The organism is Pinisolibacter sp. DMC100 (genome assembly GCF_056313705.1).
On sequence record NZ_JBQUZT010000001.1, the window covers coordinates 884,110 to 906,664 of the forward strand.

Annotated in this window: 15 protein-coding genes; 7 read left to right on the forward strand and 8 right to left on the reverse strand. The window is 69.7% G+C overall.

Going from position 1 to position 22,555, the window contains the following annotated elements:
• Window position 1: 1 nt before the first annotated feature.
• The 3 genes from ACT541_RS04115 to ACT541_RS04125 are packed head-to-tail and all read right to left on the reverse strand — an operon-like array spanning window position 2 to window position 4,484.
• Complete coding sequence (locus ACT541_RS04115) at window positions 2–2,962, reverse strand: sarcosine oxidase subunit alpha family protein (protein WP_476134479.1); 2,961 nt, start codon at window positions 2,960–2,962, stop codon at window positions 2–4.
• Entirely contained in the window at window positions 2,959–3,231 is a 273-nt protein-coding gene (locus ACT541_RS04120; protein WP_476134481.1) for a sarcosine oxidase subunit delta, read from the reverse strand. Before ACT541_RS04120 ends, ACT541_RS04115 begins: the two co-directional genes overlap by 4 nt.
• The gene (locus tag ACT541_RS04125; RefSeq protein ID WP_476134482.1) at window positions 3,231–4,484 is read right to left on the reverse strand and encodes a sarcosine oxidase subunit beta family protein; all 1,254 of its coding nucleotides are present in this window, start codon (window positions 4,482–4,484) and stop codon (window positions 3,231–3,233) included. The genes ACT541_RS04120 and ACT541_RS04125 overlap by 1 nt, the downstream gene beginning before the upstream one ends.
• A 112-nt stretch (window positions 4,485–4,596) precedes the next feature.
• On the opposite strand from ACT541_RS04125, the gene ACT541_RS04130 reads away from it, so the two are divergent.
• From ACT541_RS04130 to ACT541_RS04145, 4 genes are all read left to right on the forward strand, one after another.
• Complete coding sequence (locus ACT541_RS04130) at window positions 4,597–5,592, forward strand: GlxA family transcriptional regulator (RefSeq protein ID WP_476134483.1); 996 nt, start codon at window positions 4,597–4,599, stop codon at window positions 5,590–5,592.
• A gap of 290 nt (window positions 5,593–5,882) precedes the next feature.
• The gene (locus ACT541_RS04135) at window positions 5,883–6,788 is read left to right on the forward strand and encodes a class II glutamine amidotransferase (protein WP_476134485.1); all 906 of its coding nucleotides are present in this window, start codon (window positions 5,883–5,885) and stop codon (window positions 6,786–6,788) included.
• Entirely contained in the window at window positions 6,770–8,728 is a 1,959-nt protein-coding gene (locus tag ACT541_RS04140; protein ID WP_476134487.1) for a glutamate synthase-related protein, read from the forward strand. The genes ACT541_RS04135 and ACT541_RS04140 overlap by 19 nt, the downstream gene beginning before the upstream one ends.
• Before the next feature lie 2 nt (window positions 8,729–8,730).
• A complete protein-coding gene (locus tag ACT541_RS04145) occupies window positions 8,731–11,223 on the forward strand; it encodes an FAD-dependent oxidoreductase (protein ID WP_476134489.1) in 2,493 nt (830 codons plus the stop codon).
• 191 nt (window positions 11,224–11,414) lie between these two features.
• On the opposite strand, the gene ACT541_RS04150 is transcribed toward ACT541_RS04145, so the two are convergent.
• The 4 genes from ACT541_RS04150 to ACT541_RS04165 all read right to left on the reverse strand — a co-directional run bounded on the left by ACT541_RS04150 (window position 11,415) and on the right by ACT541_RS04165 (window position 16,695).
• Entirely contained in the window at window positions 11,415–12,038 is a 624-nt protein-coding gene (locus ACT541_RS04150) for a helix-turn-helix domain-containing protein (RefSeq protein ID WP_476134490.1), read from the reverse strand.
• Window positions 12,039–12,151: 113 nt separating this feature from the next.
• On the reverse strand, window positions 12,152–13,018 hold the full coding sequence (gene purU / locus ACT541_RS04155) for a formyltetrahydrofolate deformylase (protein ID WP_476134492.1): 867 nt from the start codon (window positions 13,016–13,018) through the stop codon (window positions 12,152–12,154).
• An 83-nt stretch (window positions 13,019–13,101) separates the two neighbouring features.
• Window positions 13,102–14,403: a type III glutamate--ammonia ligase gene (glnT, locus tag ACT541_RS04160; RefSeq protein ID WP_476134494.1), complete on the reverse strand. Its 1,302-nt coding sequence runs from the start codon at window positions 14,401–14,403 to the stop codon at window positions 13,102–13,104.
• A gap of 312 nt (window positions 14,404–14,715) precedes the next feature.
• Window positions 14,716–16,695 (reverse strand): methyl-accepting chemotaxis protein, encoded by a 1,980-nt coding sequence (locus ACT541_RS04165; protein WP_476134496.1) that lies wholly within the window; start codon window positions 16,693–16,695, stop codon window positions 14,716–14,718.
• A gap of 302 nt (window positions 16,696–16,997) precedes the next feature.
• On the opposite strand from ACT541_RS04165, the gene ACT541_RS04170 reads away from it, so the two are divergent.
• The 3 genes from ACT541_RS04170 (at window position 16,998) to ACT541_RS04180 (ending at window position 20,861) form a co-directional block, all read left to right on the forward strand.
• Window positions 16,998–18,023 (forward strand): extracellular solute-binding protein, encoded by a 1,026-nt coding sequence (locus tag ACT541_RS04170; protein ID WP_476134498.1) that lies wholly within the window; start codon window positions 16,998–17,000, stop codon window positions 18,021–18,023.
• A 61-nt stretch (window positions 18,024–18,084) separates the two neighbouring features.
• The gene (locus tag ACT541_RS04175; RefSeq protein ID WP_476134500.1) at window positions 18,085–19,821 is read left to right on the forward strand and encodes an ABC transporter permease; all 1,737 of its coding nucleotides are present in this window, start codon (window positions 18,085–18,087) and stop codon (window positions 19,819–19,821) included.
• Window positions 19,818–20,861 carry an ABC transporter ATP-binding protein gene (locus ACT541_RS04180; RefSeq protein WP_476134501.1) on the forward strand — a complete coding sequence of 348 codons (1,044 nt, stop codon included), beginning with the start codon at window positions 19,818–19,820 and terminating at the stop codon, window positions 20,859–20,861. The genes ACT541_RS04175 and ACT541_RS04180 overlap by 4 nt, the downstream gene beginning before the upstream one ends.
• A 12-nt stretch (window positions 20,862–20,873) precedes the next feature.
• On the opposite strand, the gene ACT541_RS04185 is transcribed toward ACT541_RS04180, so the two are convergent.
• Entirely contained in the window at window positions 20,874–22,496 is a 1,623-nt protein-coding gene (locus ACT541_RS04185) for an ABC-F family ATP-binding cassette domain-containing protein (protein ID WP_476134503.1), read from the reverse strand.
• Window positions 22,497–22,555 lie beyond the last annotated feature (59 nt).

The following is a 22,555-nucleotide window of genomic DNA, read 5'->3' on the forward strand; positions in this document are numbered from 1 at the left end:
GTCAGCCACGGAGACGGGCTCCTTCCGGATCGAGGAACACGGGCGCGCAGATTTCGACCTCGACGTCGGCGCCGCGCAGGCCGTCCCAGGCCCTGACGATCTCGCCGATGCGCGCCGCGCCGCCGGCGACGAAGCCGAGGCCGATCGCATGGCCGAGCGTCGGCGAGCGGGTGACGGAGGAGACGTGGCCGATGTCGTTCTCGGTCACCGCCGCCGCGCCCTTCTCGAGGATGTGGGCACCGGAGCGCAGGATCTGCGTCCGGTCGACCGGGCGGAAGCCGACGAAGCCGTGACGGCCCGCCTCCTGCAACGCCGGCCGTTTCGCCATGACGGCACCGACGTGGTCCTTCTTCGACGACACCATGCGGGCGAAGCCGAGATCGGCGGCGGTGGTGCGGCCGTCGAGTTCGGGGCCGGAGACGTGCCCCTTCTCGATCCGCATCACCGCCAGCGCCTCGAGCCCGTAGAAGGCGACGCCGAGGTCTTCGCCGCGCGCCATCAGCGCTCGCGCCAGTGCTTCACCTTCGCAGGCCGGTACCGCGATCTCGTAGCCGAGTTCGCCGGAGAAGGAGAGGCGGAAGACCCGCGCCGCCGTGCCGCCGAGGACGGTCGTCTCGATCGCTCCCATGAAGGGCAGGGCGTCGTTGGTCGCACGCGACGGATCGTCGAGCACGCGGGCCAGCAGATCGCGGGCGCGGGGGCCGGCGACGGCGATCTGTGCCCATTGTTCGGAGACCGAGGCCATCCGCACGTCGAGGTCGGGCCAGGTCACCTGCAGGCAGTGTTCGAGGTGTTCGTAGACCTTGCCGGCATTGGCGGTGGTCGTCGTCATGATCCAGCGATCGTCGGAAAGCCGGCTGGTGGTGCCGTCGTCCATGACGAAACCGTCCTCTCGCTGCATCACGCCGTAACGTGCCTTGCCGACGGGAAGCGCCGAGAAGGTGTTGACGTAGACCCGGTCGAGGAGCTGCCCGACGTCGGGGCCGGCGAGTTCGATCTTGCCGAAGGTCGAGACGTCGATGATGCCGACGGCGGAGCGCACGGTCGTCACCTCGCGCGTCACGGTCTCGAACCAGTCGGTCTCGCCCGCCCGTGGGAAATACGACGCCCTGAGCCAAGCACCGGTCTCGACGAAGACCGCGCCGAGTTCTTCCGCCAGCGCATGGGTCGGCGTGATCCGGGCGGGGCGGAAGTCCTTGCCGCGGTGGTGGCCGGCGAAGGCGCCGAGCGCCACCGGCGACCACGGCGGCCGGAAGATCGTGGTGCCGGTCTCGGCGATGGAGCGGCCGCTCGCTTCTGCCAGGAGCGCGATCGCCGGCACGTTGGCGAGCTTGCCCTGATCGGTCGCCATGCCGAGCGTGGTGTAGCGCTTCAGATGTTCGACCGAACGGAAGCCCTCCTTGACCGACAGCGCCACGTCCTTGGCGGCGACGTCGTTCTGGAAGTCGAGGAAGGCCATGCCCTGCGACCGCTTCACGTACCAGAAGGGCGTGATCGAGAAGGGCGCATCGGCGGTCTTCGGAACGTCGATCGTCGGAGCGGCGAAGCCGAGATCGCTCGCCGCCCGCGCGCCTTCCGCGGCGCCTTCCGAAAGACAGGCCGAGAGCGCGTAGGACCCCGCAGCCGCTCCGACCACGCCCATGCCCGGCGGGCACTTGCCGGGCACGAAGGCGGCGATGTCGTCGCGCCAGACCGGCCTGCCGCCGTGGTGGCAGGTGAGGTGGACGTTGGGCGAGAAGCCGCTCGACATGGCGACGCCGTCGACCGCGAGCCGCTCGACCCTGCCGTCGACGAAGACGTCGATCGCCTTCAGGACCTTGCCCCGGGTGGCGAAGATCTCGCCGCCGAGAATGGTGCGGAGCCCGCGTTCGCGCGCGCCCGCCGCAAGCTCTGCCGAGACCGCACCGCGCGTGTCGACGATCGCCGCGACGCCGGCACCGGCGTCGGCCGCGTCGAAGGCCGCCTGCCACAGCGCGTCGTGATTGCCGAAGAAGGCGGTCGCCTTCGACGGCGCCACGGCGAAGCGGTTGACGTACGATTGAAATGCAGCGGCGAGCATCACGCCGGGGCGGTCGTTGCCGCCGAAGACGATCGGCCGATCGATCGCGCCGGCCGCGAGTACCGTGCGCTTCGCCGCGATCCGCCACAGGATCTGCCGCGGCTGGAACGGCGCCGGGGTGGTGAGATGATCGCCGACCCGCTCGACCGCGGCGATGCAGTCGTCGTAGACGCCGAAGACCGAGGTCCGCGGCATCAGCCGCACGTTGGGGAGCGCCGAAAGCTCCGCGATCGTCTTCTCGACGAAGGCCAGCGGCGCGTCGCCGTCGATCGCGGTCTTCTCGCTGAGCAGCCGCCCGCCGAAACGGAAGTCCTCGTCGGCGAGGATGACGCGGGCGCCCGAACGCCCCGCCGCCAGCGCCGCCGCAAGACCGGCCGGACCCGCGCCCACCACCAGCACGTCGCAGAAGGCATGGGCCTTGTCGTAGGTGTCGGGATCTTCGCCTTCCGCCGCCCGGCCGAGGCCGGCGGCCTCACGGATCGCCGGCTCGTAGAGCTTCTCCCAGAAGGCCTTCGGCCACATGAAGGTCTTGTAGTAGAAGGCCGCGCCGAAGAAGGGCGAGAAGAGCCCGTTGACCGCCATCAGGTCGAAGGCGAGCGAGGGGAAACGGTTCTGGCTCCGCGCCTCCAGCCCGTCGAAGAGCTCGGTCGTGGTGGCGCGGCTGTTGGGTTCGCGCCGCGCGCCCGAGCGCAGCTCGACCAGCGCGTTGGGCTCCTCCGTGCCGATGCCGACGATGCCGCGCGGGCGGTGATACTTGAAGGACCGACCGACCAGCTTGACGTCGTTGGCGAGCAGCGCCGAGGCGAGCGTGTCGCCCTGGAAACCGGCACAAGGTTTGCCGTCGAAGGAGAAGAACAGCGGGCGCGAACGGTCGACGAGACCGGAGCTGGCGAGGCGGCTCATGCGACGTCCTCCCGGTCGGCGGCGAAGCGCGTGGCGGTGATCGCGTGGGTCGTGGTGTCGCGTTCGACCTCGATCCAGCGGCGGCAGCCGCTCGCGTGATACCAGAGCTCGCGATGGACCCCCGCCGGGTTGTCGCGCAGGTGGACGTGCTCGTGGAACCGATCGAGCGCGTCGGGCGCGGTCGGGTCGGGGCGGCGGCTGGTCGCATCGCCGCGATAGGCGAATTCCTGGGCGTCGCGGGCGCCGCAATAGGGACAGGTGATCAGCATCAGTGCAGATTCGGCTGGGCGCCGACTCCCTTCTCGTCGACGATCCGGCCGGAGCGGAAACGGTCGAGCCGCAGGGCGGCGACGAGCGGATGGATCTCGTCGCGGGCGATCATGTGGGCGAAGCACCAGCCCGACGCGGGCGTCGCCTTGAAGCCCCCGTAGTTCCAGCCGGCGTTGAGATAGAGGCCCGGCAGCGGCCCGATCTCGAAGATCGGCGAGCCGTCCATCGTCATGTCGCAGAGGCCGGCCCACTGGCGCAGCAGGCGCAGGCGGCCGATCATCGGCATCACCGCCATGCCGCCCTCGAGCACGTCCTCGATCACCGGCAGGTTGCCGCGCTGGGCGTAGGAATTGTAGGCGTCGATGTCGCCGCCGAAGACGAGGCCGCCCTTGTCGGACTGCGAGATGTAGAAATGCCCCGCGCCGAAGGTGACGACGCCGGGGACGAGCGGCTTGATCGCCTCGGAGACGAAGGCCTGCAGCGCGAAACTCTCGATCGGGAGGCGAAGTCCGAGCTTGCCCGCGAGCTTCGAGGTCGAACCGGCGACCGCCAGCGCCACCTTCTTCGCCCGGATCGTGCCGCGCGTGGTCTCCACGCCCGTCACGCCTCCAGTGGCATCGCGCAGGAAGCCGGTCACCTCGCAGTTCTGCAGGATGTCGACGCCGCGCGCGTCGGCGGCCCGGGCATAGCCCCAGACGACCGCGTCGTGGCGTGCGGTACCGGCGCGCGCCTGGAGGAGGCCGCCCTTCACCGGGAAGCGGGAATTGTCGAGATCGAGGAAGGGCGCCAGCGCCTTGACCCTGTCGCGATCGATCAGTTCCGCGTCGGCGCCGGCGAGCTTCATGGCGTTGCCGCGGCGCACGTAGGCGTCGCGCTGGGCGTCGGAGTGGATCAGATTGACGATGCCGCGCTGGCTCACCATCACGTTGTAGTTCAACGCCTGCTCCAGGTTCTCCCAGAGCTTCATCGACCACTCGTAGAAGGGCTCGTTGCCCGGCAGCAGATAGTTGGAGCGGACGATCGTCGTGTTGCGCCCGGCGTTGCCGGAGCCGATCCAGCCCTTCTCGACCACGGCGACGTTGCGGATGCCGTGGTTCTCGGCGAGGTAATGGGCAGTGGCCAGCCCATGGCCGCCGCCGCCGACGATCACCACGTCGTATTCGGGCTTGGGATCGGGATCGCGCCAGGCGGGTTCGGCGAAGCGGTTCTTCGTCAACCCGTCGAGGATCACCTTGAAGAGAGAATAGCGCATGGTTTCCGTCTCGACGCGGCCGACCGCCGCCGAGGGAAAGGATGCGCTCGCGTCGCCCTCGACTTCATGTCCATTCACGACCATTATGGATCGAAATGCGACACGAAGACCCATGAGCGACGACACCGCTCCCCGCCACGTCGGCTTTCTGCTGCTGCCCGACTTCCCGCTGATGTCGCATGCCTCGGCGGTCGAACCCTTGCGCGCGGCGAACGTCATCGCCGGCCGCACGCTCTATCGCTGGAGCCAGTTCACCCTCGACGGCGCGCCCGCCCGCGCGTCGGTCGGCGTCGTGGTGCCGGCCGACGGCACGCTCGACGCGGCGGTCGGCCTCGACCAGCTCTTCGTCTGCGCCGGCGGCAATCCGGCCGCCTTCGACCACCGGCCGACCTTTGCCCGCCTGCGGGCGCTCGCCGCGGCCGGCGTCGCGGTCGGCGGCATGTCGGGCGGGGCCTATGTGCTGGCGCGCGCCGGTCTGCTCGAGCGGCGGCGCTGCACCATCCACTGGGAGCACATCCCGGGGCTGGTCGAGGAATTCCCCGAGCTGATGCTCGAGCGCTCGCTCTATGTCTTCGACGGCGACCGGGCGACCTGCGCCGGCGGCCTCGCCGCCTTCGACATGATGGTCGACCTGATCGGCCGCCGCCACGGCGCGGCCCTCGCTCTGGCCGTCGGCGAATGGTACCTCGCCACCCGCACCCGCTCCGGCGAGGACGACCAGCGCATCGCGTTGCGCGAACGCAGCCGCGTCGCCAACCCGCGCGTCCTCAAGGTGCTGGCGCTGATGGAGGAACGGCTGGAGGAGCCGCTCGCCCGCGAGGCGCTGGCCGAGGCCGCCGGCGTCACGCTGCGCCAGCTCGAACGGCTCTTCGCCCGCCACATGGGCCGTTCGCTCGCCGATCACTATCGCGATCTCAGGCTCGATCGCGCCCGCAAGCTCCTGCGCCAGACCGGCCTGCCGGTGGTCGAGGTCGCCATGGCCTGCGGCTTCGCCACCTCGAGCCACTTCTCCCGCCTCTACCGCGCCCGTTTCGGCCTGCCGCCGCGCGCCGAGCGCGCTCGTGAGAGGGGCACCGACGGGGCGATCGAGGGTGTGGCGACGCGTTGAATGGCGATCGCTCGTCGTTTCCTACCGGGAACGGATCGACGGGCGACCGAGCCTCGGAGAGGCGTCGTTGCGCGGGTGCGGGTCGGTACGCTCGTCGGAATGGGACCCATGCACGAGGTGCCGGAGCCTCGAGAATGGCGGAAAACAGCGACCTGCCGTCCATCCGGCCGTTCATGTCGTCTACCGGCGGAAATTTAATGGAAGGAAATTTTCATTCCCCTTGTTGACGTGGACCGCACCCCCTGCCTAGAGTCCTCGGACATTCACCGCGGACAGGGGAGACGCGCCCGATGTGCGGCATCGCCGGGATCTTCTTCAAGACGCAGGGCTCCAATCAGGTCCTGGGCAAGGCGCTGGTCGACATGCTCGACGGCTGCCAGCATCGCGGGCCGGATTCGACCGGCTTCGCCCTCTACGAAGACGACATCGCCGGCCTGCGCCTGCGCTTCATCGTCGACGGCGACGACCCGGACGCCCAGATCGCCCGGATCAAGGCGGCGCTCGCCGACAAGGGCGCGACGATCGCCAAGGAGAGCCGCGAGGGCGCGACCTATGTCGTCGACGTCCAGTATGACGGCGAGATCCGCCCCTTCGCCTATGCGATGGAACACGCGGCGAAGCTCGTCTCGATCGGCACGGCGCTCGACATCGTCAAGGACGTCGGGACGAGCCACGATCTCGACGCCACCTATCGCATCGGCGAGATCCGCGGCTCCCACGGCATCGGCCACGTCCGGCTTGCGACCGAATCCGAGGTGAAGCCCGAGGCGGCGCACCCGTTCTGGGCGACCGGCTTCGCCGACGTGGCGATCGTCCACAACGGCCAGATCACCAACTATTGGAAGATGCGCCGCCGTCTCGAGGCGCGCGGCTTCGAGTTCCGCACCGACAACGACAGCGAGCTGATCGCCGTCTACGTCGCCGACAAGCTGGCCAAGGGCGTCAAGCTCGAGGCGGCGCTCGAGGAATCCGTCGACGATCTCGACGGCACCTTCTCCTTCCTGGTCTCGACCCGCGACGGCATCGGCTTCGCCAAGGACCGCCTCGCCGCCAAGCCGATGGTCATGTACGAGGACGACACCCTGGTCGCCATCGCGTCCGAAGAAGTGTCGCTCAACCGGCTCTTTCCGGGCCGCCCCCTTTCCACCACCGAGCCTGCGCCGGGGACGTTCCGCACGTGGTCACGATCGATCTGAGCCGGCTTTCCGTCCGCGAAGGCAACACGGCGCTGCGCGCCGCCGCCGAACGCGGCGAGGACATCGAGGTGGTGAACCCCGATGCCCGTCACCACATCGGCGTCGGCCTCGTCGCCCCCGTCACGGTCAAGGTGCGCGGCTCGGCCGGCTACTTCTGCGCCGGCCTCTCCCACGGCGCCCGTTTCGAGATCGACTCGAACGTCGGCTGGGGCGTCGGCGACAGCCTCTACGCGGGCACCGTCGTCGTCGGCGGCAATGCCGGCGCCATCGCCGGCGTCGGCCTGCGCGGCGGCACGGTCATCGTCAAGGGCAACCTCGGCTCGCGCGCCGGTCAGGTGATGAAGGCGGGCACGCTGCTGTGCTGCGGCTCGGCCGGATTCCTCGCCGGCTACATGATGTACGGCGGCCGCATCGTCATCCTCGGCAACTCCGGCGAACGGGTCGGCGAGGACATGTCGGCCGGCGAGATCTTCGTCGGCGGCGAGGTGCAGAGTCTGGGGTCGGACGCCAAGCTGGTCGAGCCGGCGGCGGAGGACATCGCCTCCGTCCAGGCCTTCCTCGCCGAGCAGGGCATCGCCTTTACCGGCACCTTCAAGAAGATCGTCAACGCCGGCACCAAGCTGCGCTACGGCGTCAACGAGCCGGTCTCCCGGCCGCTGCCGCACACGGTCTTCTCGGAAGGCGGCACCTGGTGGAACGCCAAGGTCGCCGAGGACATCCGCGCCAAGAGCCTGATCGGCCGCTACCGCATCCGTGGCTATGGGGCTTCCAAGCCCGTGCCGCATTTCGGCGACATCGCGCTGAAGATCGACCCCGCCCGTCTCGCCGCGGTCAAGGACGCGCTGGCGACGGTGAAGCTCGCCACCACGCTGGGCGATCGCCACGGGGCGAAGCCGCTCTCCCTCTCCATGCCGGTGCTGGTTGCGCCGATGAGCTACGGCGCCCTGTCGAAGTCGACCAAGATCGCGTTGGCGCGGGCCTCCAGGCTCGCCGGCATCGTCGAGAACACCGGCGAGGGCGGCATGCTCGACGAGCAGCGCGCCGAGGCCGGCCAACTGATCTACCAGTGCCTCTCCGGCCGTCTCGGCTGGAACATCCACGACATGAAGCGCGCCGACGCGCTGGAGATCTACATCAGCCAGGGCGCCAAGCCCGGCCTCGGTGGCCAGCTGATGGCCAAGAAGGTGACCAAGGAACTGGCGCGCGTCCGCGGCATTCCCGAAGGCATCGACCTGCGCTCGCCCTCGCGCCACCCCGACATCATGGGTGCCGACGATCTCGTCATCAAGGTCGAGGAGTTCCGCGAGGCGACCGCCTACCAGAAGCCGATCTCGATCAAGATGGGCGCCGGCCGCGTCCGCGACGACATCAAGATCGCCTACAAGGACGGCTTCGACTTCGTCCAGCTCGACGGCCTTCAGGGCTCGACCGGCGCCGCCTCGACCGAGGTGCTGGAGAACGTCGGCATCCCGACGCTCGCCGCCATCCAGGAGGCGCTCGACGGTCTGAAGGAGATCGACGCCGGCCCCGACATGCCGATCGTCCTGATGGGCGGCATCAAGGACGGCGTCGACGCGGTCAAGGCGCTGGCGCTCGGCGCTTCCGCCGTGGCGATGGGCACGGCGGCGATCATCGCCGGCGGCTGCATCTCCTGCATGCAGTGCCACGTCGGCAACTGCGTCGTCGGCATCGCCACGCAGGATCCCGAGCACGAGGCCCGCTACAAGATCGACCTCCAGGCCGCCGCCATCGGTCGCTTCTTCGAGGTGGTGCGCTGGCAGATCGCCACGCTGACCAAGGCGCTCGGCCACGACGACTACCGCGCCCTGTCGCGCGACGACCTCGTCGCCCTGACGCCGGAAGCCGCCGCCGTCACCGGCCTTCCCTACGATCCGACCTGGGGAACCCAGATCGAACAGCTCCTGACCGAGGTGGCGTGATCATGGCCGCTTGCAAGCCCTTCTCGCTCGATCTCGCCGCCGATCAGTCCGATCTGCCGCACTACGAGCCGCCGCCCTGTCAGGTCGCCTGCCCGATCGGCACCGACGTCGCCTCCTACGTCGGCCTGATCTGGGAGGGGAATAAGGAAGCCGCGCTCGAGGCGATCACCGCCACCAACCCGCTCTCGGCGATCTGCGGCCGCGTCTGCGACGCGCCTTGCGAACCCGCCTGCCGCCGCGCCGCCTCCGACGGCCCGGTCGCCATCCGCGCGTTGAAGCGCTGGGTGCTCGACGCCCTCGGCCCGACGTTCGAGTTGCCGCCGGTGCCCGTCACCGAGACGAAGCGCGTGGCGATCATCGGCGCCGGCCCCGCCGGCCTGACGGCGGCGCAGGACATCGCGCTCGCCGGTTACGCCGTCGACCTCTACGAGGCCCAGTCGAAGCCCGGCGGCATGGCGCTCTGGGGCATCCCCGACTTCCGCCTGCCGGCTTCGGTGGTGGAAGAGGACGTCGCCCGCATCCTGAAGCGCTGCCCGGGCATCACGCAGCATCTCGGAACCCCGCTCGGCCGCGACGGCGTCCGCCTCGCCGATCTCGCCAAGAGCCACGACGCCGTGCTGCTGGCGATCGGCGCCTCGGCCGGCAAGACTCTCGGCGTGCCCGGCGACGATCTCTCCCGCGTCATGGACGGCGTGAGCTTCCTCAACCGCGTCAACGGCGGCGAACGGCCGATCCTGCCGGCCCATGTCGTGGTGGTCGGCGGCGGCGACGTCGCCATGGACGCCTGCCGCACCGCCCGTCGCCTGCCCGGCGTCGAGAAGGTGACGGTGGTCTACCGCCGCGGTCCCGACGAGATCCCGGCGCGCAGATACGAGCTCGAGGCGGCGATCGCGGAAGGAATCGAGATCGTCTACAACGTCGCCCCGACCGCGGTGGTCGAGGCCGCGAGCGGCCTCGTCATGAAGGCGGTGAAGACCGCGCTCGGCGCCCCCGGTGCCGACGGTCGCCGCGCCTTCTCGACCATCGCCGGCTCCGATTTCGACATCCCCTGTGGTCTGGTGATCGCGGCGGTGGGCCAGAAGTCGGTCAGCCTCGAGCTCGCCGAGCACGGCCTGATGGACGGCGACAAGATCGCCACCCGCGCCTCCGACATGGGCACGCGGATGGATCGCGTCTTCGCTGCCGGCGACGCTGCCTTCGGCTCGTCGACCATCGTCCAGGCGATGTTCCAGGGCCACAAGGCGGCCTATTACGTGCTCGCAGCGCTCAAGGGCGAGGCCCGGCCGGTGCCCTATCGCACGCCCTATCGCACGCGCTCCGTGGTGGTGGCACAGGACCCGGCCTGGGAGAAGCTCCCCCATGTCGAGCCGGCCTTCCTCGGCATCGGCAAGGCGCCCTTCGCCGACGCGGAGGCGAACTACGACGACCTGACGGCGAAGCAGCAGGCCGCCCGCTGCTATCGCTGCGACACCGAGACCGGTTCGGTCGACTATTCGGTCAAGGCCCGTGAGGCGATCTTCGCCATGGCGCGGCCGGACGCGACGCCGATCGACCTGATGCGCATCACCCGCGAGCGCCTCGCCGCCCGGCCGCACGGGGCCGTATCGGGCCCCGCGAGTTTCGACGAGCTGGTCTTTTTGCCGGCTAACCTGACACGCCTCGTGATCGATCCCTATCGCGAGGACTGCAAGGCGAAGACCGATCTCGGCGCCGGCCTCGAGCTCGCCCAGCCGATGCTGCTCGCCGGTTTCGAGCGCGCGCCGGCGGCGATCCGGGCGGCTGCCGCCTCCGCCGTGAAGGCGGCGGGCGGTGCCCATATCGGCCGCGCCGCTCTCGGGGCCGGCGTGCCGTGGATCGCGGTGGTCGAACCCGGCGAGACGGCCGATCCGTCGGCGCAGGCGGCGCTCGCCCGCCTGACGGCGACGAGCCCGCTCGTGCTGCCGAAGGTCGAGGCGGACCGGCTCCGCGGCTTCGTCGTGACGCCGGAAGTGCCGACGTCGGCGCTCGCCGAGATCGTCGCCCTCGGCGTCGATCTCCTGGTGCTCGACGGCTCCGGCCATCTCGGCGAGAGCTGGGGCGACCTCTCCGGTGCGCCCGATCCGACGCTGCTGCCGCGCGTCGTCGCCGAACTGCGGCGGCTGGGTGCCGAGGAGCGTTTCCCGCTGATCTGGTTCGGCGGCCTGCGTTCCGGTACCGACCTCGCCAAGGCGCTGGCGCTCGGCGCCAATGCCGGGGCGATCGAGATTGCCGCCGCCCTCGCCATGGGCGCGGGGCTCGGGGTCGACGGCCCGGACTTCGACGGGATCGACCCGGCGGACGCCGAGACGTCGCTCGCCCGCTTCCTCGAGGCGGCGGTGTCCGAGGCCAAGATGATGGCCCGCTGCACCGGCAAGACCAACGTCCACAACCTCGAGCCCGAGGATCTGCGGACGATCTCGCTGCGCGCCCAGTCCGCCTTCGGCATCGTCATGGCGGGCCGGAAGAAGATCGCCTGAGGGTTGGCTCTCCGGCCTCTCGCGGAGGCCTTCATGCTGAGGTGCCCGGCCAACGGCCGGGCCTCGAAGCGCGAAGGGCCGAGGGGCAGGGCCCGTCATGTCATGGCTTCGTGTTTCGAGGCTCGGCTTTGCCGAGCACCTCGACATGAAGCCGAACGGAGCGAACAACTCGAGAGAGCGGACGAGCCCGTTCAGGCCTCGCCGTTGCGATTGTAGACGATCACCGACAGCAACCGGATCGGCAGTTTGCGCAGCTCTTCCGGCCCGTGCGGCGCGTCGGCATCGAAGAACAGGCTGTCGCCGGGGTGCATGTCGTAGAGCTTGTCGCCGTGGCGATAGCCGACCTCGCCCTCGACGATGTAGATGAACTCCTGGCCCGCGTGCTGGAAGATCGGGAAGACGTCGGAGGTCTCCGTCAGCGTCACCATGTAGGGCTCGACCACCAGCGACTTGCCGATCGAATGGCCGAGCAGGTGATACTGGTGGCCGGCGCGCGTCCCGCGCCGCTCGATCGCCAGACCCTCGCCCGCCTTGACGTAGGTGGCGTCGCGCTGTTCCTCGAACTTGCGGAAGAAGGCGGTGACCGGCACGTTGAGCGCGCCGGACAGCGCCTGCAGCGTGGCGAGCGACGGCGAGGTCTGGCCGTTCTCGATCTTCGACAGCATGCCGGCGGAGAGCCCCGCCTGGCGCGCGAGCTCGGCGACCGTCGTGCCGAGCTTCTGGCGATACTCGTGCACCTGGCGGCCGATCGCCACCTCGAGCCGGTTCTCCCGGGCTCCGGTGGTGGCGTGGGGGTTCTGCTGGCCGGCCTTCATGGCGACATCTGGCTCCGCGATCCGTGTCTTCTCGCCCGACGTTACGAGGGAACGGCCATCCGGATCAACGTGCCGATGGATTTGCTCCCCCATTGCCCGCGTCTTCGCCGCTCTCAGCGACGGAAGACGACGGTCTTCGAGCCGTTCGGCACGACGCGATGTTCGACATGGGCCTGCACGGCGCGGGCGAGCACGACGTTCTCGATGTCGCGGCCGATGGCGACGAAGTCCTCCGCCGTCAGCGTGTGGTCGACCCGCTCGACGCCCTGCTCGATGATCGGGCCCTCGTCGAGGTCGGTCGTCACGTAATGCGCGGTCGCGCCGATGATCTTCACGCCGCGCTTGTGCGCCTGATGATAGGGCTTGGCGCCCTTGAAGCTCGGCAGGAACGAGTGGTGGATGTTGATCGTCCGCCACGCCAGCGCCGCGCACATGTCCTGCGACAGGACCTGCATGTAGCGGGCGAGCACGACCAGATCGATCCCCAGCCGATCGACCATCTCCAGGATCTTCCCCTCCTGCTCGGCCTTGGTCTCCTTCGTCACCGGCAGGTGGTGATAGGGGATGCCGTGCCATTCGACCACGCGCTGCAGGTCGGGATGGTTGGAGACGACCGCCGGAATGTCGATGGCGAGACCGCCGGTGCGATAGCGGTAGAGCAGATCGTTCAGGCAATGATCGAACTTCGAGACGAGGATCAGCACCCGCGGCTTGACGCTCGTGTCGTGCATCCGCCAGTCCATGCCGAAGCGGCCGGCGATCTCGGCGAAGGCCGCCTCGAGCGCCGCCTTGGCCGGTCCGCCCGGCGCCACCTCGAAGACCGTGCGCATGAAGAAGCGGTCGGTCTCGGTGTCGCCGTAGTGCGAGGACTCGGTGATGAAGAGACCGAGGCCTGAGAGGAAGCCGGCGACGGCGGCGACGATGCCGACGGTGTCGGCGCAGGAGATCGTCAGGACGTAGGTCTTCTTGGTCTCGGACATGGCATGGACCGTCGATCGGCGAAGCGCGGCCGGTCCCGCCGTCGAGCGACGGCGGGTCGGGGCGTGCGGGGGGAGGGGAGGCGTCAGACGTCGAGCGTGTGCAGGCGTTCCCAGGCCGAGGCATGGGACATGAACTGGTTCCAGCTCTCCATCTTCAGTTTGACGTAGCTGTCGACCACGGCGTCGCCGAAGCCGGCGCGCGCCACCTTGGAGGCCGAGAACAGCCGCAGCGCGTCGAGCAGGTTGAGCGGCAGGCGCTTGACGTTCTTCACCTTGTGGCCGTCGGTGTACATGTTGATGTCCAGCCGCTTGCCCGGATCGCGCTTGCCGGCGATGCCGTCGAGGCCGGCCATCAGGATGGCGGCGGGGGCGAGATAGGGGTTGGTCGCGCCGTCCATCAGACGGAACTCGAAGCGCCCCGCCTCCGGGATGCGCACCATGTGGGTGCGGTTGTTGCCGGTGTAGGTGATGGTGCCCGGCGACCACGTCGCGCCCGAGGCGGTGATCGCGGCGTTGATCCGCTTGAACGAGTTCACCGTCGGATTGAAGATCGCGCAGAGGTCGGCGGCCGAATGCAGCACGCCGCCGAGGAACTCGTAGGAGAGCGCGCTCATCCCCAGTTCGCCGGCCGGATCGTCGAACAGGTTGACGCCGTCGCGCCAGACCGAGACGTGCATGTGGCAACCGCTGCCGGTCAGGTCGTTGAACGGCTTGGGCATGAAGGTGGCGCGGTAGCCGGCCTCCTCCGCCAGTGCCTTGGTCATGTACTTGAAGAAGACGTGGCGATCGGCGGAGACCAGGGCGTCGTCGTACTCCCAGTTCATCTCGAACTGGCCGTTCGCGTCCTCGTGGTCGTTCTGGTAGGGCTTCCAACCCATTTCCAGCATCGAATCGCAGATCTTCGAGATCAGATCGTACTGACGCATCAGCGCCATCTGGTCGTAGCAGGGCTTGGGATACTCGTCGGCGCCGTCCGCCAGAGCCTTGCCGTCGCGGGTGAGCAGGAAGAACTCGCACTCGACGCCGGTCTTCATCTGCAGACCCAGCGCCTTCGCCTTGGCGATCTGCGCCTTCAGCACGTTGCGCGGCGCGTCCGCGACCGGCTCGCCGGCGCAATAGAGATCGGCGGCGAGCCAGCCCACTTCCTTCTTCCACGGCAGCTGGATCAGGCTCGCGGGGTCGGGCCGGGCCAGCGTGTCGGGATGGGCGGGGGTGTGGTCGATGTGGGTGGCGAAGCCGGCGAAACCGGCGCCGTTCTTCTGCATCCCGGCGATCGCCGCGGCCGGAACCAGCTTGGCCCGCAGGTGCCCGAAGAGGTCGACGAAGGAGATCAGGAAATACTTGATGCCGCGCTCGGCGGCGACGTCGGCGAGATCGACGGACATGTTCGAACCCCTGCTGCCCGGCACCCCTGTGCCCGTTAATTGGCCATGTCGAGAAATACGGCATGCGCGAAATTGAATCAACCGTCGAGAAATTTAATTTCCGCTCATGATATACGTGACGTGCGGTCGCGGGGGCGTGCGCGGGGCTGTGCGATGCGACCGTCCAGGCCGCGAAATGCGCCGTTCCTGCGCCGATCGATGCGCCACGCCGTGGGGCGGCGGGCGAGCGAAACGACGTCGAGCGCGCGGCCGGGGAACCCGATCGCGCGTTCGACGTGTTCATTCGCAGTGAACGGAACGTCCGACGCCGCGTCAGTCGGCGACGAAGCGGCGGATCTTGCTCGCCGTCGGGCGGGTCGAGAACTTCATGCCGCCCTCGCGGTCGTTCGCCCAGACGGCCGTGCCGGAACAGCAGTCGACGCCGTCGTCGAGAAACCGCACCTCCTTGCCGAGGTCGTGCCGGGTCAGACCGTCGAGGCGGGCGCCTCCGGGCGAGATGTCCTTGACCTCGAGCATGCGTTCGGCGCCGCCGACCTTGGCGCGGATCCGGCCGCGGGCGCGACGGCGTTCCTGTCGGCGGCGGTCGATCGCGGCGAGATCGCGGAAGAGGTTGTCGGAGAGCTCGCCGAGTCGGGCGAGTACCGCCTCGCTCGCCGTGTTCATCGCCGCCAGCGCCTCGGCGGCCTCGTCGACGCGGCCCTCGGCATGGAGGGCGAGGGTGCGGCGGGCCTCGGCGTGGACCGCCTCGTGTGGCGCGACCAGCGCGGCGAAGGCGGGGTCGTTGCGGATCTCGGGGATCGTCAGGCCGTCGTACCACTTGCCGAGGCGGCAGGCGTGATGATCGGGCACCTCGGCGACCTGCCACGTGCCACGCCCCATCAGCACGTCGACGACGCGCTTCTTGAAGAGGACGTGGTCGATCTTGGCCATCTCGACGAGCGCGCGGTGGCTGTCGGCCTCGAACCAGGTCTTGGCACTGTCGGAGACGCGGTCGTTGCTCTCGTGCAGCTTGTTCGACATCCGCCCGAGCAGCGTCTCGTTCGCTTCCGCCGCTGCGGCGACCTGACCGACCGAGCGGCCGATCTCGCCGGTGGCGGCCGTCTGCTGGCCGAGCACCGAGGCGATGGCGCGCATCTTGGTACCGACACCGGCGATCTTCGCCGAGATGTCGTCCATCGTCCGTCCGGCCTCGACGATCGAGTGCTGTCCCTCGACCACGGCACTCTTGGAATGCCGCATCGTCGTCAGGATCGCGGTCATGCCCTCGCGCAGCGAGCCGATGCGGGCGGTGATGTCCTCGGTCGCGCGCGACGTCTGGTTCGACAGGCCCTTGACCTCGGCGGCGACGACGGCGAAGCCGCGGCCGACCTCGCCGGCGCGCGCCGCCTCGATCGTCGCGTTGAGCGCGAGGAGGTTGGTCTGCGAGGCGATGGTCTCGATCACGCCGAGGATCTGGCCGATCTGCTCGGAGGCCCGCGACAGCTCGTCGACGCTCGCCGCCGTCTCCTCGACGGCCCGGGCGATGTTGCTGATCGCCGCATGGACCTGTTCGACCGCGGCGCGCCCCTTGGAGACGGCGCCGTCGCTCGCCTGCGTGTCGGCGACCGCGCCCTCGCTCGAGCGGGCGATCTCGTCGACCGAGGTGACCATCTGCGTCACCGCCGAGGCGATCGTCTGGGCCGAGCTGTTGAGCTCGCGGGAGTTGCGGGCGAGGAAGGCGAGTTCCACCGCCACCTCGTTCACGTCCGCCACCGTGCCGGAGAGGTTGCGGAGGTTCTTCAGGTTGTTCTCGCGCGTCGTGTCTTCGCCGTTGATGCGGTTGAGCGCCGCGTCGCACGCCGTCGTCGAGGCGATCATGTCGTGGAAGGCGCGGGCGAGCAGCGTCTCGAGCGCCGCCACCAGCTTGCCCGGCCGGAAGCGATGGGCGGCGACCAGCGGCTCGATCAGGCCGATCAGCATCCAGGCATAGGCACTGGTGTACCAGCCCGAAGGCAGTCCGAACTCGGCATGGGTGGCGCCGATGATCGCAGACTTTTCGGCGAGATCCGGCGGCATCCGCTCGGCGAAGACCTGCGACCAGTGACGGCGCTGCGCCTTCTTCAACTGCTCGACCAGCCCCGGCGCCGCGACATGGGCGGCGAGCTCGGGGGTCTTCGCGAGCCGGTCGTAGAAGCGATCGAGCCGTCGCTCGATCTCCGCGTCGAAGACCGGGAACACCGCGTCGGCCCGCTCCTCGGCGGAAGCGGCGGAGCGGATGAAGGCGTATTGGGCGCTCAGGGCTTCGACTGTCATGGGAGATCCTGCCGACATGCGTCGAACGGAGGATCTGTCGCCGTGGTTAACGATCGATTGAAATATCAATAAATACGCACATAATCTTCGGTTGAGCTCATGCGGCGCAGCCGACTACGGGTGACGCATGGTCGGATTCTGCCGGTCGGCGAGTGCCCATGCCGCACCGGAGGGGCGTCCCGGGCGTCGCTCGACAGCGCGAGCGTCACGCCGTGTCCGTCATCGGCAGAAAAACGAGATTGACAATCACTCGCAATATCGGCTCGGATGGGCGCGACCCTGCGACCACCGAGGACCTTTCGATGATGCTTTCCCGGAAGATGAAGACCCTTCTCGCCACCGCCGCCTTCGGCCTCGTGGCCGCGCCCGTGTTCGCCGCCGAGGAGGTCAACGTCTACACCACCCGCGAGCCCGGTCTCTTTGCGCCGCTCGCCAAGGCCTTCACCGAAAAGACCGGGATCAAGGTCAACACCGTCTTCGTCAAGGACGGCCTCGCCGAGCGCGTCGCCGCCGAGGGCGCCGCCTCGCCGGCCGACCTGCTGATGACCGTCGACGTCGGTGTGCTCGCCGAACTGGTCGACAAGGGCGTGACGCAGCCCCTGAAGTCGGAAGCCGCCGAGAAGGCGGTGCCGGCCAACCTGCGCGCCGCCGACGGTTCGTGGACGGCGCTGTCGCTGCGCGCCCGCCTCGTCTGGGCCGACAAGTCGCTCGGGCTGAAGTCGATCGGCTATGCCGATCTCGCCGATCCGAAGTGGAAGGGCCAGCTCTGCATCCGCTCGGGCCAGCACCCCTACAACACCGCCCTGATCGCCGCGACGATCGCCCACGACGGCCGCGACAAGGCCAAGGCCTGGGTCGCCGGCGTCAAGGCCAACCTCGCCAAGAAGCCCTCGGGCGGCGACCGCGACGTCGCGCGCGACATCCTCGGCGGCCTCTGCAAGATCGGCGTCGGCAATTCCTACTATGTCGGCCTGATGCGCTCGGGCAAGGGCGGGCCGGAGCAGAAGGTCTGGGGCGACGGCGTCGACGTCCTGCTGCCGACCTTCGCCGGCGGCGGCACCCACGTGAACATCACCGGCGCGGCGCTGGCCAGGAACGCCCCCCATGCCGAGGCCGCCCGCAAGCTGGTCGAATATCTCGTCTCGCCGGAAGGCCAGAAGGTCTATGCCGAGCAGAATTTCGAATATCCGGTCGTCCTCGGCGCCGCGGCCGAACCGACCATCGCCGGCCTCGGCAAGCTGACCGTCGACTCCCTGCCGATCGCCGAGATCGCCAAGCATCGCAAGGACGCGAGCCTCGTCGTCGACGAAGTCGGCTTCGACCAGTAACATCGGTCGACGCGAGGACATGGGACCGGCCGGCGGCCGGTCCGCGGAGGGACGAGACGCGGTGCGAGGACGGCGAACCATTGCGCTGCCGGGAGGCTTCGGCCTCCTCGGTGCCGTCACTGCGCTCGCCGCGCTGGCGCCGATCGTCGCCCTCCTCGCCATCGCGGCGAGCGGCGACGGCGCGCTCTGGCATCATCTGTTCTCGACCGTGGTGCCGCGCGCCGCGGCCGAGACGGCGATCCTGGCCGGCGGCGTCACCGTCTTCGTCGTCGTGGTCGGCACCGGCACCGCCTGGATCGTCGCCACCCGCGAGTTCCCCGGCCGGCGTCTGGTCGAGGTGCTGCTGCTGCTGCCGCTCGCCTTCCCGGCCTATGTGCTCGCCTATTCCTGGCTCGACCTCACCCATCCGCTCGGGCCGATCCAGAACGCGCTCCGCGCCGCGCTCGGCTACACCCGCCCCGCCGACTTCCGCCTGCCCGAGTTGCGCAGCCTGCCCGGCGCCATCCTGGTCTTCGGCTTCGCGCTCTACCCCTATGTCTACGTCGCCACCCGCGCCGTCTTCCTCGCCCAGACCACGACGATGATCGAGGCGGCACGGATGCTCGGCGCCTCGCGGGCGCGCGTCTTCTTCCGCGTCGCCCTGCCGCTCGCCCGGCCGGCGATCGCCGGCGGCGCGGCGCTCGCCATCATGGAGACGCTCAACGACGTCGGCGCCGCCGAGTTCCTGTCGGTCAACACGCTGACGGCCGCCGTGTGGTCGACCTGGGTCAACCGTTCGGATCTCCCCGGCGCGGCGCAGATCGCCATCGCCATGCTCGCCTTCGTCCTCGGCCTCTTGCTGCTCGAGCGGCTGGCCCGCGGCGGGCGCGGCTATGCCGTCTTCGGCCGGGCGAGCCGCCGGCTGGCGCCGCGGCCCTCGACGGGCCTGCGCGGTCTCGGCCTCTTCGTCCTCTGCGCGCTGCCGGCGTTGATCGGCTTCGTCCTGCCGGCGGCCCATCTCGTCCGGCAGGCCTGGATGCGGCTCGCCTTCGCCGGCCTCGCCGAGGAGATCGTCGCCGAGACGGTCGACACCATTCGCCTCGCCGCCTGCGCCACCATCGTCGGCGTCGCGCTGGCCGCCGTGCTCGCCTCCGGCCGCCGGCTCCACCCCGGCTCGCGGCTGCATGGCCTCGCCCCGCGCATCGCCTCGGTCGGCTACGCCGTGCCCGGAACGGTTCTGGCGATCGGCCTGCTGGTGGCCTACGGCGCCTTCGACGGGGGCTTGCGCGCCCTCGCCGCCGGCCTCGGCTTCACCCCGCCGGGGCTGGTGTTGTCGGCCTCCTTCGCGGGCCTCGTGATCGCCCTCGTCCTGCGCTTCTTCCGCCTCGGCGCCTCGAAGATCGAGGCCGGGCTCGAGCGCCTGTCGCCCTCGCTCGAACAGTCCGCCCGCATGCTCGGCCGGACGCCCTTCGGCGCCATGCGGGCCGTCCATTGGCCGCTGTTGGCGCCGGCCTACGCCGCGGCGGCGCTGCTCTTCTTCGTCGACTGCATGAAGGAACTGCCGGCGACGCTGCTCTTGCGCCCGATGGGGTTCGAGACGCTGTCGACCCGGCTCTACGGCGAGGCGGCGCGCGGAACCTATGAGAACGGCGCACTCGCCGCCTGTCTCATCGTCGCCTTCGGCCTCCTGCCGATCGTCCTGATGACGCGCGTCGGCCGCTTCACCGCGACGCCCGGCGAGCCCGCGCCGGAAGAGCCCGTCGCCACCGAAGCCCCCGTTTCCGCCCCCGTCCCCGTCCTCGAAGGAGACCGCGCGTGACCGCGACCCCCGCCCTCTCTTTCGAAGGCATTCGTCACGCCTATGGCCGCACCCTGGCCCTCGACGGCGTGTCGCTGGCGCTCGAGCCCGGCGAGGTCGTCGCCCTGCTCGGCCCCTCCGGCTGCGGCAAGACCACGCTGCTGCGCATCGCCGCCGGCCTCGAACGCCCGCTCGCCGGCACGGTGAGCGCGGGCGACCGCCGCCTCGTCGCCGACGGTCTCTTCGTCGAGCCGGAGCAGCGCGGCATCGGCCTGATGTTCCAGGACTATGCGCTCTTCCCCCATCTCGACGTCGCCGCCAACGTCGCCTTCGGCCTCGCCGGCCGGCCGGCGGCGGAGGCGCGGGCGACCGTCGCCGATCTCCTCGCCCGCGTCGGCCTCGCCGGCCGCGGCGCCGCCTATCCGCACATGCTGTCGGGCGGCGAGCAGCAGCGCGTCGCCCTCGCCCGCGCGCTCGCCCCGCGCCCGGCGGTCCTGCTGATGGACGAGCCCTTCTCCAACCTCGACCAACGCCTGCGCCGTGGCATGCGGGCCGAGACCGTCGGCCTTCTGCGCGCCTCGGGCGCGGCGGCGCTGATGGTCACCCACGACCCCGACGACGCCATGGCGGTCGCCGATCGCATCGCGCTGATGAGGGGCGGTCGCATCGTCCAGATCGGCACGCCGGAGGAGGTCTGGCATCGCCCGGTCGACCGCTGGGCGGCAGCCTTCTTCGCCGATCTCGAGGAGATGCACGCCGTCGTGCGCCACGGCCGCGCCGAGACGCCGCTCGGCTCCTTCGCCGCACACGGGCTCGTCGACGGCCCGGCGCTGGTCTGCCTGCGGCGCGATGCCTTCGATCTCGCGGCGGAAGACGCGGAATTCGCCGCGACCGTGGTCTCGACCCGTTTCATCGGCGAGCACCGCACCGTGCGGCTGGCGATCGACGGGCTGGAGCGGCCGATCGACACCCATGTCGACGCCCGTCACCCGATCGAGATCGGTGCCCGCGTCGCCGTCGGCATCGACCGCACCCAGGCCTTCGTCTTTCCCGAAGGCTGAGACGGGCGGCCGTCAGCCGCCGACGCCCGGCGCCTCGTGGCCGGTGCGCGCGACATATTCCTTGTAGCCGCCGCCGAAGGCGTGGATGCCGTCGGGCGTCAGTTCCAGCACCCGGTTCGACAGTTCCGACAGGAAGTGACGATCGTGGCTGACGAAGAGCATGGCGCCCTCGTAGTCGCCGAGCGCCTCGATCAGCATCTCCTTGGTGGCGAGATCGAGGTGGTTGGTCGGCTCGTCGAGGACGAGGAAGTTCGGCGGATCGTAGAGCATCGCCGCCATCACCAGTCGCGCCTTCTCGCCGCCCGACAGCACCCGGCAGCGCTTCTCGACGTCGTCGCCCGAGAAGCCGAAGGCACCGGCGAGCGCGCGCAGCGAGCCCTGGCCGGCCTGCGGGAACTTGGCGTCGAGCCATTCGAAGATGGTCGCGTCGCCGTCGAGCAGGTCCATGGCGTGCTGGGCAAAATAGCCCATCTTGACGCTGGCGCCGGTCTTCACCGTGCCGGTGTCGGGCGTCGAGGCGCCGGCGACGAGCTTCAGGAGCGTCGACTTGCCGGCGCCGTTGACGCCCATCACGCACCAGCGCTCGCGCCGGCGGACGGCGAAGTCGAAGCCCCGATAGATCACCTTGGCGCCATAGGCCTTGTCGACGCCCTCGAGCGAGACGACGTCCTCGCCGCAGCGCGGCGCGGGCGGGAAGTCGAAGCGCACCGTCTGGCGGCGGCGCGGCGGCTCGACCCGGTCGATCTTGTCGAGCTTCTTGACCCGGCTCTGCACCTGGGCGGCATGAGAGGCGCGCGCCTTGAAGCGCTCGATAAAGGCGAGTTCCTTGGCGAGCATCGCCTGCTGGCGCTCGAAACGCGCCTGCTGCTGCTTCTCCGACAGCGCGCGCTGCGTCTCGTAGAACTCGTAGTCGCCGGAATAGGAGGTGAGCTGGCCGCCGTCGATCTCGAGGATGCGGTTGACGATCCGGTTCATGAAGGCGCGGTCGTGCGACGTCATCATCAGCGCGCCTTCGTAGCCGCGCAGGAACTGCTCGAGCCAGATCAGGCTTTCGATGTCGAGATGGTTCGACGGCTCGTCGAGCAGCATCACGTCGGGCTTCATCAGCAGGATGCGGGCGAGCGCCACGCGCATCTTCCAGCCGCCCGAGAGCCGACCGACGTCGCCGTCCATCATCTCCTGCGAGAAGGAGAGGCCGGCGAGCACCTCGCGTGCCCGGCCCTCGAGGGCATAGCCGTCGAGTTCCTCGAAGCGGTGCTGCACCTCGCCATAGGCCTCGACCAGCGCGTCGATCTCGTCGAGCCGCTCGGGATCGGCCATCGCCTGCTCGAGCGCATGGAGTTCCGCCGCGATCTCGCTGACCGGGCCGGCGCCGTTCATCACCTCGGCGACCGCCGAGTGGCCGGACATCTCGCCGACGTCCTGATCGAAATAGCCGATGGTGATGCCGCGATCGACCAGAACCTGACCCTCGTCGGGGATCTCGCGGCCGGTCATCATGCGGAAGAGCGTCGACTTGCCCGCCCCGTTCGGTCCGACGAGGCCGACCTTCTCGCCCCTGAGGAGCGCGGCGGAGGCCTCGACGAAGAGGAGCTGGTGGCTGTTCTGCTTGGAGACGGAGTCGATGCGGATCATGGCGCGGGTGGTTTCCGGCTGGAGAAGCGGCGTCTGTCGCACGCCCCTCCGGTCGCGGC

Coding starts and splice junctions, on each gene's coding strand:
- ACT541_RS04115 (WP_476134479.1), bottom strand. CDS start 2,962: ATGAGCCGCCTCGCCAGCTCCGGTCTCGTCGACCGTTCGCGCCCGCTG.
- ACT541_RS04120 (WP_476134481.1), bottom strand. CDS start 3,231: ATGCTGATCACCTGTCCCTATTGCGGCGCCCGCGACGCCCAGGAATTC.
- ACT541_RS04125 (WP_476134482.1), bottom strand. CDS start 4,484: ATGCGCTATTCTCTCTTCAAGGTGATCCTCGACGGGTTGACGAAGAAC.
- ACT541_RS04130 (WP_476134483.1), top strand. CDS start 4,597: ATGAGCGACGACACCGCTCCCCGCCACGTCGGCTTTCTGCTGCTGCCC.
- ACT541_RS04135 (WP_476134485.1), top strand. CDS start 5,883: ATGTGCGGCATCGCCGGGATCTTCTTCAAGACGCAGGGCTCCAATCAG.
- ACT541_RS04145 (WP_476134489.1), top strand. CDS start 8,731: ATGGCCGCTTGCAAGCCCTTCTCGCTCGATCTCGCCGCCGATCAGTCC.
- ACT541_RS04150 (WP_476134490.1), bottom strand. CDS start 12,038: ATGAAGGCCGGCCAGCAGAACCCCCACGCCACCACCGGAGCCCGGGAG.
- purU (WP_476134492.1), bottom strand. CDS start 13,018: ATGTCCGAGACCAAGAAGACCTACGTCCTGACGATCTCCTGCGCCGAC.
- glnT (WP_476134494.1), bottom strand. CDS start 14,403: ATGTCCGTCGATCTCGCCGACGTCGCCGCCGAGCGCGGCATCAAGTAT.
- ACT541_RS04165 (WP_476134496.1), bottom strand. CDS start 16,695: ATGACAGTCGAAGCCCTGAGCGCCCAATACGCCTTCATCCGCTCCGCC.
- ACT541_RS04170 (WP_476134498.1), top strand. CDS start 16,998: ATGATGCTTTCCCGGAAGATGAAGACCCTTCTCGCCACCGCCGCCTTC.
- ACT541_RS04185 (WP_476134503.1), bottom strand. CDS start 22,496: ATGATCCGCATCGACTCCGTCTCCAAGCAGAACAGCCACCAGCTCCTC.